The sequence below is a fragment of the Streptomyces sp. URMC 123 genome, from assembly GCF_051386515.1.
Taxonomy (GTDB): domain Bacteria; phylum Actinomycetota; class Actinomycetes; order Streptomycetales; family Streptomycetaceae; genus Streptomyces.
The window spans coordinates 1-13,657 of record NZ_JBPQTV010000169.1; the positions used below are offsets into that span (position 1 = coordinate 1).

The following is a 13,657-nucleotide window of genomic DNA, read 5'->3' on the forward strand; positions in this document are numbered from 1 at the left end:
GCGCGTTTCGGCGGTGCCGAATTTGCCTCGGGGCGGGGCCCAGGCTGTGAGGCGGCGAGTCTGCGTCGCGACCCTGGCCCGCAGGCTTCGCCGCGCGTACGGGGCCCCGGCCGTGTAGCGGTCAGTCCGGGAGCGGCTCGCCCCGGCGTTGCCGGTGGGCCTCCCGGCCGGGGGCGGGGGCCCGGCCTGCGGAGCGGGCAAAATTCTTTCCGCCGCGGCGAGCAACGCAAACGGCGCGTTTCGGCGGTGCCGAATTTGCCTCGGGGCGGGGCCCAGGCTGTGAGGCGGCGAGTCTGCGTCGCGACCCTGGTCCGCAGGCTTCCCGCGCGTACGGGGCCTCGGCCGTGCGGCGGCAAGTCCGGGAGCGGCTCGCCCCGGCGTTGCCGGTGGGCCTCCCGGCCGGGGGCGGAGCCCGGCCCGGGGAGCGGGCGAAATTCTTTCCGCCGCGGCGGCGAGCGACGGAAACGGCGCGTTTCGGCGGTGCCGAGCCGGCCCCCCGGGCCGGGGGCCAGCTCGTGTTGGCCTGAGCGCCAGGGCCTGCGCCGCGGCCCCGGCCCGCAGGCTTCGCCGCGCATGTGGCTTTCGGTGCCTCACCCGGCCTTCGGCCGGGGTGGCCGCGCCCCGGTCGTGCCGCGGCGAGGCCGGGAACGGCTCGCCCCGGCGTTGCCGGTGGGCCTCCCGGCCGGGGCCGCGAATCCTCGCCCGGGGAGCGGGCAGAATTCTTTCCGCCGCGGCGGTGAGCAACGGAAACGGCGCGTTTCGGCGGTGCCGAACTTGCCCCGGGGCGGGGATCTATTCGCCGCCGCGGTTCGCGCACGCGATCGGCGCGCGTCACGTCGAGGCGGCCGACCGCGCCGGAGGCGGGCCCGTGGGAGACTCGGGGCCCAGGGAAGGAGACGTGCGCATGCGCACCGCGCTGGCGGGGCTGGCCGCCCCGGGGACGGAGCCGGACGGCTCGGCCGTCATCCGCGTGCTGAGCTACAACGTGCGCTCGCTGCGCGACGACCGCGCCGCGCTGGCCCGGGTGATCCGGGCCTGTCACGCGGACGTGGTCTGCGTCCAGGAGGCCCCGCGATTCTTCCGCTGGCGCCAGCACGCCGCCCGGCTCGCCCGCGCGTGCGGGCTGTTCGTGCTCTCCGGCGGCGCCCCGGCCGCCGGCCCCCTGCTGCTGTGCTCGCCGCGGGCCATCGTCGAGCGCGCCGAGGACGTGCTGCTGCCGCACACGCCCGGCCTGCACCAGCGCGGTTTCGCCACGGCCGTGGTCCGCTTCGGTGCCGTCCGGCTCACCGTCCTGAGCTGTCACCTCAGCCTGAACGCCGATGAGCGGGAGGCCCAGGCCGGGCTGCTGCTGGAGCGGCTGGCCGCCCGGGACACCCCGTACGCCGTCGCGGCCGGCGACCTCAACGACCGGCCCGACGGGCGGGCCTTCCGCCGGCTGACGGCCGAGCTCCAGGACGCCTGGGCCACCGAGCCGTGGGGCGGGGAGTACACCTCCACCCCGGCCGACCCGCATCAGCGCATCGACGCCGTACTGGCGACCCCGGGCGTGGAGGTCCTCGGCTGCGGGGTGCCCTCGGGGCTGCCGGGGATCACCCGGGACGATCTGGTCGCGGCCACGGACCACCTGCCCGTGCTGGCCGCGCTCCGGCTCCCGGCCGTACCCCCCGAGCCCTGACGGAGGCCACGCGCACCCGCCACGGCCGTACGTACGGACGAACCGCCGCCCGAACGCGTACGGCCCGCGCTCAGACGACCGCCCCGCGGCCGGGGTCGTCCTCGTCCTCGTCGCCGTCCTTCATGCGGACGACCAGCGTCGCGAAGCCCCCGATGAAGCCGCCGATGCCGAGCGTGCCGATCCACCAGGTCATGTCCCAGCGCAGCAGCACCGTCAGCAGGAGCAGCAGCGGGCCGCCGAGGACCGCGATCCACGCGAACTTCGCCGTGGCGTCCGCCTTGGGCAGCGGTGGCGGCTCCGGGGGCACGAAGTGCCCCTCGTCCGTGTCGTCGAAATCGTCGTCGGACGGCTCCCGGGCCTCCCAGTCGCGCGGGCCGAGGCCGGGCGCGCGCACGATGAAGCTGCCCACCGGCTTGTCCGGGGACGCCGCGGCCGGCGTGCCCGGCGCGGGGCGGGCCCGTCCGTCGGCGGGCTCCTCGTCGCGCGCCGCCCTCTCTCCCGGCAGCCGCTCCACGGGCGGCTTCGCGCCGCCGGGCCACGGTTCGGCGCCCGGCGGGTCCGGCGGCTCCTCGCCGTAGCCGGCGATGATGGCCGCCCAGGCGGCGTCCTCGTCGACCGGCCCGCGACCGTCGCCGCGCGCCGGGGCGGGCGCGGCCTCGGAACCGGCGCCCGTGACGCCGGAAGCCTCGCCCGCGGGCACGGCGCGCTCCCCGCCCGCCGCCTCACCGGCGCCCTCCGCGGCCGGCGTACCGCCGACCGCCGACGTACCGCCGACCGCCGGCGCATCGCCAACCGCTGCCGGACCGCCGGCCGTCGGCGAACCGCTCACGCCGCCCGGCGAACCCCCCGGCGAACCCCCCGGCAAACCGCCCGGCGAACCGTCACCCGCCGCCGTACCCTCCGGCCGCGCGCCGTCCGCCGCGCGCGCCCCCTCGTTCCCCGCGTCCGCGCCGTCATCCGCGCGGCCGCCGGCCTCGCGTTCAGCCACCGCTCGCCGTCCCCCCCGCCGCCTCCGGAACCTCGGCCGGCCCGTCGCCCCGCTCCGCCGCCCGGTCGCCGTCGGCGACGAGCGCGGGGGCCACGAGCCCGGGGGCCAGCCGGGCGATGAACTCGTAACTGTCCTCGAAGATCCGCTCGGCGTCGTAGTCGAGCGTCGCCACGTGATAGCTGCGCTCCAGCACCGTCTCGGTGACGTCCAGGGACGAGATCCTGCTGAGAATCCGCGCGGAGTCCGCGGGCGGCACCACATGGTCCTGCGGGCTGCGCAGCAGCAGCACCGGCTGGGTGACCTGCGGCAGCTCCGCGTCCACCAGCCGGAAGAACTGCCGCACCGAGTGGGCCGCGTGCAGCGGCACCCGGTCGTACCCAAGCTCGTGCTCGCCCGGCATGGCGATGTCGTCCGTCAGCCCCTTCGTGGAGGGGACGAGGTGCCGCAGCACGGGCAGCGCGTGCGCGGCCAGTCCGTGCACCTTGTTCGCGGGGTTGACGACCACGATCCCGCTGATCGCGTCGCCGTGCTTGGCGGCCAGCCGCAGCGTGAGCGCGCCGCCCATGGAGAGCCCGCAGACGAAGACCCGCTCGCACCGCCGGGTCAGCGCCCGCAGCTCGCGGTCGACCTCGGCGTACCAGTCCTGCCAGCCGGTGAGCTGCATGTCCTGCCAGCGCGTGCCATGGCCGGGCAGCAGCGGCAGCGACACCGTCAGCCCGCGCGCCGCCAGATACTCCGCCCACGGGCGCAGCGACTGGGGAGTGGCGGTGAAGCCGTGGCAGAGGAGCACGCCGACCTCTCCGCCCTCGTGGCGGAAGGGCTCGGCTCCGGGGAGGACCGGCACCAGAGGTCTCCTGTTCGTTGTCGTCGACTGTCGTCGGGTGTCGTCGCGCCGACGATCCGATGATGATCGAAGGGCGGTCGTACGGCGATCGCACCGCCGATCCCCGGCCGCACGGTGATCACGCGTCGATCACGTGTGGCGGGCGCGGAGCGTACTTCACGGTACGCGACCCGTCGGCCACAGGGTAGGTCCGGCGGCGGGCCGGGCCCCCTCCCGCGAAGGCGAGGGCGAGCACCCGGCCCCGGGCGGGTTAAGGTCTCCTCGTCAGACACAGGAGGTCCTCGGTTGCTTTACGGCGCAATGAAGCTGTCCATCGGCGGGACGCTGAAGCTTGCCTTCCGCCCCTGGGTGGAAGGGTTGGAGAACATCCCCGCCGAGGGTCCCGCGATCCTGGCCAGCAACCATCTGTCCTTCTCGGACTCCTTCTTCCTGCCCGCGGTCCTCGACCGCAAGGTCACCTTCATCGCGAAGGCCGAGTACTTCACCACTCCGGGTGTCAAGGGCAAGATGACCGCCGCCTTCTTCAAGGGGGTGGGCCAGCTCCCCGTGGACCGCTCCGGCGCCCGCGGCGCGGGCGAGGCGGCGATCCGCAGCGGCATCGAGGTGCTGGAGCGCGGTGAGCTCTTCGGCATCTACCCCGAGGGCACCCGCTCGCCCGACGGCCGGCTCTACCGCGGCAAGCCCGGCGGCCTGGCCCGCGTGGCGCTGGCCACCGGCGCCCCGGTGATCCCCGTCGCGATGATCGACACCGAGAAGATCCAGCCGCCCGGCAAGGTCGTGCCCAAGCTGATGCGCCCGGGCATCCGGATCGGCAAGCCGCTGGACTTCAGCCGCTACCAGGGCATGGACAACGACCGCTTCATCCTGCGCTCGGTGACCGACGAGGTCATGTACGAGATCATGAAGCTCTCCGGCCAGGAGTACGTCGACATCTACGCCACCGCCGCCAAGCGCCAGCTCGCCGACGCGGCGAAGCAGCAGGCCGAGCGGGAGAAGGCGGAGCGGGCCGAGCAGGCCGAGCGCGAGGGCCGGACCGGGCCGATCGGGAAGATCGGCGGGATCGGCAAGGCCATCGGGGCGAAGCGGGCCGGCGGCGCCGCACCCGAGATCCGCCGCGACGACAACCGCGACAACAACCGCACCGACGACGCGCGCTCCGGCAACGGCGGCAGCGGCACCAGCAACAGCACCGGCGCGGGCAGCTAGACCGACGGACCGACTGACCCGGCGGAGGGGTGGGGGAAATGGTCGCACGCATGTCCGTCGAGCAACCGCTCTGGCGGGCCCTGACCGGCTATCGGGTGATCACCCTCGCCTACGCCCTCTCCCTCTACGGCTACGCCTTCCACGAGTACGCCCACCCGCTCGGCGCCGGCGCGTATCTGGCCGTACTGACGGTCTGGACGCTCGCGACCGTACGCAGGCCCACCTCGGCGCAGCGGTGCACCCTCGGCTTCCTCATCGCCGACCTCACCATCGCGGTGGCGGGCATCCTGCTGACCCCGGTGGTGGACACCGCCGAGCGGATCGCGGCCGGCGGGCCCACCCTGCCGTCGATATGGACCGCGGGCGCGGTGCTCGGCTTCGCCATCAAGGGCGGCTGGCGGTGGGCCGCCTGGACCTCCTCGATCGTGGCCGTGGCCAATGTGATCGAGGCCGGCGGCTTCGTCCAGGACACCGTGCACAACGTGCTGCTGGTGTGGGTGGCGAGCGTGGCCATCGGCTACGTCGTCGAGGTGGCGCGCGCGAGCGAGCGCACCCTGGCCCGCGCCCTCCAGATCGAGGCGGCCACCCGGGAGCGGGAGCGGCTGGCCCGCGACATCCACGACAGCGTCCTCCAGGTGCTCGCGATGGTGCAGCGGCGCGGCACGGCGCTCGGCGGCGAGGCGGCGGAGCTCGGCCGGATGGCGGGCGAACAGGAGATCGCGCTGCGCACCCTCGTCTCCAGCGGGCTGGTGCCGACGGCGGCGCCCGGCGCGCCCGTCGGCGCGGTCGCCGGCGCGGCCTCGGACAATGGCGTTCCGGCGGCCCATGACATGTCGGCGGACGGCCGTACGGGAGTGGGGGACCGTACGGGAGCCGGCGGCCGTACGGGGGCGGGCGGACGCGCCGCGGCGGGTGGCTCCCGGCCGGCCGGGCCGGGGGAGGGGCCCGACGCCGGCCCCCGCGATCTGCGCGCGCTGCTCGCCCCGTACGCCGGACCCCGGGTCACCTTCTCGGAGCCGGGCGCGCCCGTGCCGCTGCCGGCGGGAGCCGCCGCCGAGCTGGCCGCCGCCGTCGGCGCCGCCCTGGACAACGTCCGCCGGCACGCCGGCCCCGAGGCGCGGGCCTGGATTCTGGTGGAGGACGAGCCGGGAGAGGTGATCGTGACCGTACGGGACGACGGACCCGGCATCCCCGAGGGCCGGCTCGCGGCCGCCGAACGCGAGGGCCGCCTGGGCGTCGCCCTCTCCATCCGCGGCCGGCTGCGCGACCTGGGCGGCACCGCCGACCTGATCTCCGTCCCCGGCCAGGGCACGGAGGTCGAACTGCGGGTGCCGCGGCGGAGCGGGGCGGCGGGATGACCCCCGGGGAACGCACGGCAGACCCATCGGACCCCACAGCGGCGACAGACACCACAGCGACAACGGACGCGACGAACACGACGGGCATGACGGACGCCATGGACACCACGGACGCGACGCACACCACGGGCTTCGACCCGAACGACCGCGAGAACAGCCCCGGCGACAACCGCGGCAACGACCGCGGCGACAACCGCATCAGGGTCATGGTGGTCGACGACCACCCGATGTGGCGGGACGCCGTGGCCCGCGATCTCGCCGAGGCCGGATGCGAGGTGGTCGCCACCGCCGGCGACGGCCCCCAGGCCGTGCGCCGCGCCCGCGCCGCCGCCCCCGACGTGCTGGTCCTCGACCTCAACCTCCCCGGGATGCCCGGGGTGCGCGTGTGCAAGGAGCTCGTCGGCGCCGACCCCACCCTGCGGGTCCTGGTCCTGTCGGCCAGCGGCGAGCACGCCGACGTCCTGGAGGCCGTGAAGTCCGGCGCCACCGGCTATCTGCTGAAGTCCGCCAGTACGGCAGAACTGATCGACGCGGTGCGCCGTACGGCCGCGGGCGACCCGGTCTTCACCCCCGGCCTCGCCGGCCTGGTGCTGGGCGAGTACCGCAGGCTCGCCGCCGATCCGGCCCCCACCGCCCCCGACGAGCCGGGCGCCCCCCGGCTCACCGACCGGGAGACCGAGGTGCTGCGGCTGGTCGCCAAGGGGCTCTCGTACAAGCAGATAGCCGAGCGGCTGGTGATCTCCCACCGCACCGTCCAGAACCATGTGCAGAACACCCTCGGCAAGCTCCAGCTCCACAACCGCGTGGAGCTCGTGCGCTATGCCATCGAGCGAGGGCTGGACGACGAGTAACCTCGCGGAACCCCTCGTACGAGTGAAGAAGTAACGTCAACTCCCTCCGAATTCATCGTATTCGGCCGCCGTACCGCCCCTGAGTGACCTGGGTCACCATTAGCGTGACCGTCGTCAGGGACCACGCTGTCCACGCGGTGCGCGGAAACCCCTCGCGGGCCCCGCGCGCGGAGAAGGGAACGAGCGATGCGGGTCGGAGTACTGACCGGCGGCGGCGACTGCCCCGGTCTCAACGCGGTCATCCGCGCTGTCGTCCGCAAGGGCGTCCAGCAGTACGGTTTCGATTTCACCGGGTTCCGGGACGGCTGGCGCGGTCCGCTCGAGGGCAGCACCGTTCCGCTCGACATCCCCGCCGTGCGCGGCATCCTCCCGCGCGGCGGCACCATCCTCGGCTCCTCGCGGACCAACCCGCTCAAGGCCGAGAACGGCATCCGCCGGATCAAGGACAACCTCACCAAGCTGGAGGTCGACGCGCTGATCGCGATCGGCGGGGAGGACACCCTCGGCGTCGCGGCGAGACTCGCCGACGAGTACGGCGTGCGGTGCGTCGGCGTGCCCAAGACCATCGACAACGACCTGTCCGCCACCGACTACACCTTCGGCTTCGACACCGCCGTCAACATCGCCACCGAGGCCATCGACCGGCTGCACACCACCGCCGAGTCCCATATGCGCGTCCTGGTCGTGGAGGTCATGGGGCGGCACGCCGGCTGGATCGCGCTGCACTCCGGGCTCGCCGGCGGCGCCAATGTCATCCTCATCCCCGAGCAGCGCTTCGACATCGAGCAGGTCTGCGCCTGGGTGGAGTCCCGGTTCAAGATCCGCTACGCGCCGATCGTGGTGGTCGCCGAGGGGGCCATGCCCAAGGACGGCGAGATGGTCCTCAAGGACTCCACCACGGACTCCTTCGGCCATGTCCGGCTCTCCGGGGTGGGGGAGTGGCTGGCCAAGGAGATCGAGAGCCGCACCGGCAAGGAGGCCCGCACCACCGTGCTCGGCCATGTGCAGCGCGGCGGCACCCCCAGCGCCTTCGACCGCTGGCTCGCCACCCGCTTCGGACTGCACGCCATCGAGGCGGTGCGCGACGGCGCCTTCGGGCACATGGTCGCCCTGCGCGGCACGGAGATCGTACGGGTGCCGCTGGCCGACGCGACGGCCCGGCTCAAGACGGTGGACCCGCGCCTGTACGCCGAGGCGGACGTCTTCTTCGGCTGAGGCACCGGGCCCGCGGCGCCGGGGCCCACCGGCCGGCTCACCGGCCGCCTTCGCGGGCGGCGGGGCGCGCCCCGGGTGGCACACGGGCACCCGGGGCGCGCGCCCGTCACCCGTTCGTCCGGCCGCGTTCCCGTCTCATTACGTGGGCTGTGAGCTGGACACTCGACAACACCCCGTAGGGTTGACGTGTGACCGTTAACGCCGATACCCGTGCCGGTGGCAACACCTGGCGAGACCTTCCCGCGGCGCAGCAGCCCGAGTGGCCGAACCCCGAGGCTCTGCGCGATGTGATCGCCGACCTCGAGTCCTATCCGCCGCTCGTCTTCGCGGGCGAGTGCGACCAGCTGCGTGCCCGGCTGGGTGCCGTCGCCAAGGGCGAGGCGTTCCTGCTCCAGGGCGGTGACTGCGCCGAGGCGTTCGACGCCGTCGGCGCCGACCAGATCCGCAACAAGCTCAAGACGCTGCTCCAGATGGGCGCGGTCCTCACCTACGCCGGCTCCGTGCCCGTGGTGAAGGTCGGCCGGATCGCCGGGCAGTACAGCAAGCCCCGGTCGAAGCCGACCGAGACCCGCGACGGCGTGACCCTGCCGACCTACCGCGGCGACTCCGTCAACGGCTTCGAGTTCACCGAGGCCGCCCGCATCCCGGACCCCGAGCGGCTGAAGCGGATGTACCACGCCTCCGCCGCCACGCTGAACCTGGTGCGCGCGTTCACCACCGGTGGCTACGCCGACCTGCGCCAGGTGCACGCCTGGAACCAGGACTTCGTGAAGTCCTCCCCCTCCGGCCAGCGCTACGAGGCCCTGGCCCGCGAGATCGACCGGGCGCTGAACTTCATGAACGCCTGCGGGGTGGACCCGGAGGAGTTCAAGACGGTCGAGTTCTACGCCTCCCACGAGGCGCTGATCCTCGACTACGAGTCGGCCCTGACCCGTACGGACTCCCGCACCGGCGAGCTGTACGACGTCTCCGGGCACATGGTGTGGATCGGCGAGCGGACCCGCCAGCTCGATGGCGCGCACATCGAGTTCGCGTCCCGCATCCGCAACCCCATCGGGGTGAAGCTCGGGCCGACCACCACCGCCGAGGACGCGCTGACCCTGATCGAGCGGCTCGACCCGGACCGCGAGCCGGGCCGGCTGACCTTCATCACCCGGATGGGCGCGGACAAGATCCGCGACCACCTGCCGGAGCTGGTGGAGAAGGTCACCGCCTCCGGCGCCCAGGTGGCCTGGGTGTGCGACCCGATGCACGGCAACACCTTCGAGGCGGCCTCCGGCCACAAGACCCGCCGCTTCGACGACGTGCTCGACGAGGTCAAGGGCTTCTTCGAGGTCCACAAGGGCCTGGGCACCCACCCGGGCGGCATCCATGTGGAGCTCACCGGCGACGACGTCACGGAGTGCGTGGGCGGCGGCGACGAGATCTTCGTCGACGATCTGCACCAGCGCTACGAGACGGCCTGCGACCCGCGGCTCAACCGCAGCCAGTCGCTGGACCTGGCCTTCCTGGTCGCGGAGATGTACCGGGACCAGTGACGGCCCGCCGAGCGGCCCGTCGGGTGGCTCGGCGAGGACGTCGATGGCGCGGTGACGGCACCGACGGTGCGTGACAACGCCGATGGCGCGGTGACGACACCGATACAGCACGCTCTGGGGCGCGGATCACATCGATCCGCGCCCCAGGGCGTTGTTCGGGGCCGAGGGGGCAGGTAAGGTAAGGGTTACCTCACTGATCAATAGGGGTGAGGGTTCCCTATCAATCGCTCCGGGCTCCGGCCCGGCCCACCGGCTGCGGGGGTGAACCGCGTGTACGTCTGCTCATGCTTCGGTGTCACGGAGAAGCAGGTGCGTGAGCACGCGGACGCGGGCGCCTGCACGCCCCGGCAGATCGCCTCCGCCTGCAAGGCGGGCACGGACTGCGGCTCCTGTGTGCGCCGCATCCAGGCGATCCTCGGCCGCGGGGCCTGCCCCCGGCGCGAGCTGGTCGAGCGGGGCGAGCCCGCCGCGCTGGCCGCCGACGAGCCGGCCGCGCCCGCCGTGGTGGCGGGGACCGCCCTGCCGGTGGTCGTGGCGCGAGCCGCCTGAGCCGGCCGCCGGGCCCGCGGCGGTCCCGTACCGGCCGCCCCCGGGAGGCCCACCCCCGTCAGGCGTCGGGCTGCTCGATCATCTGGGCGATGTAGAGCGCCTCGCCGAGCTTCTCCACCAGTTCCAGCTGCGTGTCGAGGTAGTCGATGTGGTGCTCCTCGTCCGCCAGGATGCTCTCGAAGATGTTGGCCGAGGTGATGTCCCCCTTGGCCCGCATGACCTCGATCCCGCGCCGCAGCCGGTCGATCGCCTCGACCTCCACCTGGCGGTCCGCGTGGAACATCTCCGTGATCGTCTGCCCGATCCGTACGTGGAAGAGCCGCTGGTAGTTGGGCAGCCCCTCCAGGAAGAGAATCCGGTCGGTGAGCACTTCCGCGTGCTTCATCTCGTCGAACGATTCGGCGCGGGTGTGCTTCGCCAGCTTGGTCCAGCCGAAGTTCTCCTGCATCTTCGCGTGCAGGAAGTACTGGTTGATGGCCGTCAGCTCGGCGGTGAGCTGTTCGTTGAGGAACTCGATGACCTCGGGGTCGCCCTGCATCGCAGTGACTCCTTCCTTCCGGAGCGGACCGAAGATTTCCGAACATCCGGAGAAGAGACCGACAGGTTGCGCGTTGCGCGCATCCTTGCACCGCCCGCGGTGACGATCCAGTAAGTGCACGCTTAGTACGAGTTGCCCCGATGGAGGACGGCCTGGTCACGACCATCCCGGGCGGTCTGTCACCATGGAGACATGGGTCAGCCGGAAAGCCGCGAAGGGGAGCAATCAGGGAAGCGCTTCGACCCGCCGTCCCCCGAGCTGCCCCCCGGTCAGCGCCTCCAGCGGGGATGGCCGGTCACGCACTACGGACCGGTGCCGAAGTTCCGGCCCGAGCGCTGGGAGTTCCGCGTCTTCGGCGCCACGGCCGACGGGGACAAGCACTGCTGGACCCATGAGGAGTTCACCGCCCTCCCGTACACCACGGTGGTGGCCGACCTGCACTGTGTCACCAAGTACAGCATGCTGGGCGCGGAGTGGGGAGGCATCGCCGCTCGCACGGTCCTGGAGCTGGCGCCCCCGGCGCCCGAGGTCACGCACGTGATGGTGTGGGCCGAGTACGGCTTCAGCTCCAATCTGCGGCTCGCGGACTTCACCGCCGAGCACACGATCTTCGCCACCCACAAGGACGGGGAGCTGCTCACCGCGGAGCACGGCTTCCCGGTCCGCCTCGTCGTGCCCCACCTGTACGCCTGGAAGGGCCCCAAGTGGGTGCGGGGCGTGGAGTACATGACGGCCGACCGCCGGGGCTTCTGGGAGGAGCGCGGCTACCACAACATCGGTGACCCCTGGCGCGAGCAGCGCTACTCGTACCAGGAGGAGCCGGGCGACGGCCCGGAGCTCTGAGAGCCCGTTCCGGCCCCGGCGGGACACGCGGGACGGCCGCGCCCGATCCCGTACCCCGCCCCCGTACTCCGCCGGGCCCGCTCAGCCGTCCCGCAGCGCCTTGAGCCGGGCCACGTCCGCCGCGTGGCCGGCCTCGCCGCCCGGCGTCTCGATCACCAGCGGCACCCCCTCGGTCGCCGGGTGCCCGAACAGCTCCCCGAAGGGCTCGGCCCCGATGTGACCGGCGCCGATGTTCTCGTGCCGGTCCTTGTGCGCGCCCGCCACGTCCTTGGAGTCATTGGCGTGGATCAGCTTCAGCCGCCCCGCACCGACCGTGTCCACCAGCTCGTCCAGCAGCGCCTTGGTGCCGCCGGGCGCCGCGAGGTCGTGGCCGGCGGCGAAGGCGTGACAGGTGTCCAGGCAGACGCCGAGCCGCGGGTGCCGGTCCAGGGCGTCGAAGTACGGGCCCAGGTCCTGAGCCAGCGAGCACAGGGACGCCCCCTGGCCGGCCGTCGGCTCCAGCAGCAGCCAGGGGTCGTCGTCCCCGGTCAGCTCGTCCAGCAGCGGCAGCATCCACTCCCGCACCTGCGCGAGCGCCTCGGGGCGCCCCCGGCCGCCCGTGGCGGACCCGGTGTGCACCACCACGCCCAGCGCCCCGATCCGCCGGCCGCGCGTGAGCGAGTGGCGCAGCGACGCCACGGACCGGACGACGGTCGCCTCGGTGTGCGAGCCGAAGTTGATCAGGTAGGGGGCGTGGACGTACGCCGGGATCGACGCGCGCTCGCACTCCTCCCGGAACGCCTCGTCCTGGGCGGGGTTGCCCGGCGGCAGCGCCCAGCCGCGCGGGTTGGCGACGAAGACCTGGACGGCCTCGGCACCGATCCCACGGGCGTACGCCAGGCCGGTGCGGGCGAGCCCGCCGGCGACGGGGACATGGCCGCCGATGGGATTGCGGGCGCGGAGGGGGGAGCCGGGGGAGGAGCAGTCGTTCACCCCACAAGGGTGCCAGGTCGCGGGAGCGCCCCTCACAGGCCCTTGAGCCTGATGGTGATCCTGCTGCCCTTGGGCGCCTGCTCGCCGCCCTTCACGGACTGCTCGCCGACCGTGTCCCCGAAGAACGGGAACGACCGGCTCACATCGACGGTGAAGCCCGCGTCCGTCAGCAGCTTCTTCGCCTCGTCGGACTTCTTCCCCGTGACATCGGGGACCACGACCATCTCGGGGCCCTTGGAGAGGGTCAGCGTGACCGTGTCGCCCCGGGCCAGCCGGGCGCCCTCCGCCGGGGACTGCCGCGCCACGCCGTCCTTCGCCGTGTCCGAGAAGACCCGCTCCGGCGCGATCCGCACCGTGAAACCGGCGTCGCGCAGGGTGCGGGCGGCGGCGTCGCCGGCGGCGCCCACGACGTTCGGCACCTCGATGGGCCGGCCCTTGCTGACGGTGATGGCGATCGCCGAGTCCGGCTTGCGCTCCGTGCCGGCCTTCGGGTCCGTGCGGACCACGGCGCCCTGGGGCACCTGGTCGCTGAACTCCTGGCTCACCATGCCCGGCACGAGACCGGCGTCCTTGAGCTCCTGCTGCGCCTTGGCGAGCGCCGAACCGGCCAGGTCGGGGACCTTCACGACCTCGGGTCCGCGGGACACGGTGACGGTGACCGTGCCGGTGTCGCGGATGCGGCGGCCGGGCGCGGGGTCCGTGCCGATGACGTGGCCGCGCTCGACGGTGTCGCTGAAGTCCTGCGCGACCTTGACGTCCAGGCCCTCGCCGCGCAGGGCCTTCACCGCCTCCTTCTGGGGCAGGTCGAGCACCGCGGGCACGGTCGTGTAGCGGCCGGAGGCGATGTACCAGACGCCGGTGCCGACGCCGAGCAGCAGCAGGGCGGCGACGATCAGCGCGAGCGGGCCGCGGCGGGGCAGGCGCCGGGCGGTGCGGCCGGCCGGCGGCCGGGCCGGGGCGGGCGGCGCGGCGGCGGGCTCCGCGCCGGGGCCGCGCACGGGCTCCGGCAGGGGTTCGAGTATGGGTTCCAGCAGGGCGGTGTGGTCCACGGCGCCGTCGGCCGCCGGGGGCGGGCCGGGC

The 13,657-nt window shown here is 73.6% G+C and carries 13 protein-coding genes; 8 read left to right on the forward strand and 5 right to left on the reverse strand.

Annotated elements, in window-relative coordinates:
- The first annotated feature begins 904 nt into the window (after positions 1 to 904).
- The gene (locus ACSNOD_RS19470; protein ID WP_436768255.1) at positions 905 to 1,675 is read left to right on the forward strand and encodes an endonuclease/exonuclease/phosphatase family protein; all 771 of its coding nucleotides are present in this window, start codon (positions 905 to 907) and stop codon (positions 1,673 to 1,675) included.
- 70 nt (positions 1,676 to 1,745) lie between these two features.
- On the opposite strand, the gene ACSNOD_RS19475 is transcribed toward ACSNOD_RS19470, so the two are convergent.
- Positions 1,746 to 2,375 (reverse strand): hypothetical protein, encoded by a 630-nt coding sequence (locus ACSNOD_RS19475; protein ID WP_436768256.1) that lies wholly within the window; start codon positions 2,373 to 2,375, stop codon positions 1,746 to 1,748.
- A gap of 280 nt (positions 2,376 to 2,655) precedes the next feature.
- A complete protein-coding gene (locus tag ACSNOD_RS19480) occupies positions 2,656 to 3,507 on the reverse strand; it encodes an alpha/beta hydrolase (RefSeq protein ID WP_436768257.1) in 852 nt (283 codons plus the stop codon).
- A 300-nt stretch (positions 3,508 to 3,807) separates the two neighbouring features.
- Between ACSNOD_RS19480 and ACSNOD_RS19485 the strand changes: the two genes are divergently transcribed.
- From ACSNOD_RS19485 to ACSNOD_RS19510, 6 genes are all read left to right on the forward strand, one after another.
- Entirely contained in the window at positions 3,808 to 4,713 is a 906-nt protein-coding gene (locus ACSNOD_RS19485; RefSeq protein WP_436768266.1) for a lysophospholipid acyltransferase family protein, read from the forward strand.
- Between the two features lie 50 nt (positions 4,714 to 4,763).
- The gene (macS, locus tag ACSNOD_RS19490) at positions 4,764 to 6,071 is read left to right on the forward strand and encodes a MacS family sensor histidine kinase (protein ID WP_436768258.1); all 1,308 of its coding nucleotides are present in this window, start codon (positions 4,764 to 4,766) and stop codon (positions 6,069 to 6,071) included.
- Positions 6,072 to 6,277: 206 nt separating this feature from the next.
- A complete protein-coding gene (locus ACSNOD_RS19495; RefSeq protein WP_436768267.1) occupies positions 6,278 to 6,922 on the forward strand; it encodes a response regulator in 645 nt (214 codons plus the stop codon).
- A 186-nt stretch (positions 6,923 to 7,108) separates the two neighbouring features.
- On the forward strand, positions 7,109 to 8,137 hold the full coding sequence (locus tag ACSNOD_RS19500) for a 6-phosphofructokinase (RefSeq protein ID WP_436768259.1): 1,029 nt from the start codon (positions 7,109 to 7,111) through the stop codon (positions 8,135 to 8,137).
- Positions 8,138 to 8,325: 188 nt separating this feature from the next.
- Complete coding sequence (locus ACSNOD_RS19505) at positions 8,326 to 9,675, forward strand: class II 3-deoxy-7-phosphoheptulonate synthase (RefSeq protein ID WP_436768260.1); 1,350 nt, start codon at positions 8,326 to 8,328, stop codon at positions 9,673 to 9,675.
- 270 nt (positions 9,676 to 9,945) lie between these two features.
- On the forward strand, positions 9,946 to 10,224 hold the full coding sequence (locus ACSNOD_RS19510; protein ID WP_436768261.1) for a (2Fe-2S)-binding protein: 279 nt from the start codon (positions 9,946 to 9,948) through the stop codon (positions 10,222 to 10,224).
- Between the two features lie 58 nt (positions 10,225 to 10,282).
- Here ACSNOD_RS19510 and bfr read toward each other — a convergent pair whose 3' ends face one another.
- On the reverse strand, positions 10,283 to 10,762 hold the full coding sequence (gene bfr / locus ACSNOD_RS19515; protein WP_436768262.1) for a bacterioferritin: 480 nt from the start codon (positions 10,760 to 10,762) through the stop codon (positions 10,283 to 10,285).
- A 192-nt stretch (positions 10,763 to 10,954) separates the two neighbouring features.
- Between bfr and ACSNOD_RS19520 the strand changes: the two genes are divergently transcribed.
- Complete coding sequence (locus ACSNOD_RS19520; protein ID WP_436768263.1) at positions 10,955 to 11,605, forward strand: sulfite oxidase-like oxidoreductase; 651 nt, start codon at positions 10,955 to 10,957, stop codon at positions 11,603 to 11,605.
- Positions 11,606 to 11,686: 81 nt separating this feature from the next.
- Here the strand turns inward: ACSNOD_RS19520 and ACSNOD_RS19525 are convergent, their stop codons facing one another.
- Both ACSNOD_RS19525 and ACSNOD_RS19530 read right to left on the reverse strand, forming a co-directional pair.
- Positions 11,687 to 12,577 carry a deoxyribonuclease IV gene (locus tag ACSNOD_RS19525; RefSeq protein ID WP_436768264.1) on the reverse strand — a complete coding sequence of 297 codons (891 nt, stop codon included), beginning with the start codon at positions 12,575 to 12,577 and terminating at the stop codon, positions 11,687 to 11,689.
- A 32-nt stretch (positions 12,578 to 12,609) separates the two neighbouring features.
- Positions 12,610 to 13,657: PASTA domain-containing protein (locus ACSNOD_RS19530; RefSeq protein WP_436768265.1), on the reverse strand; the 1,048-nt coding region annotated here is incomplete at its 5' end.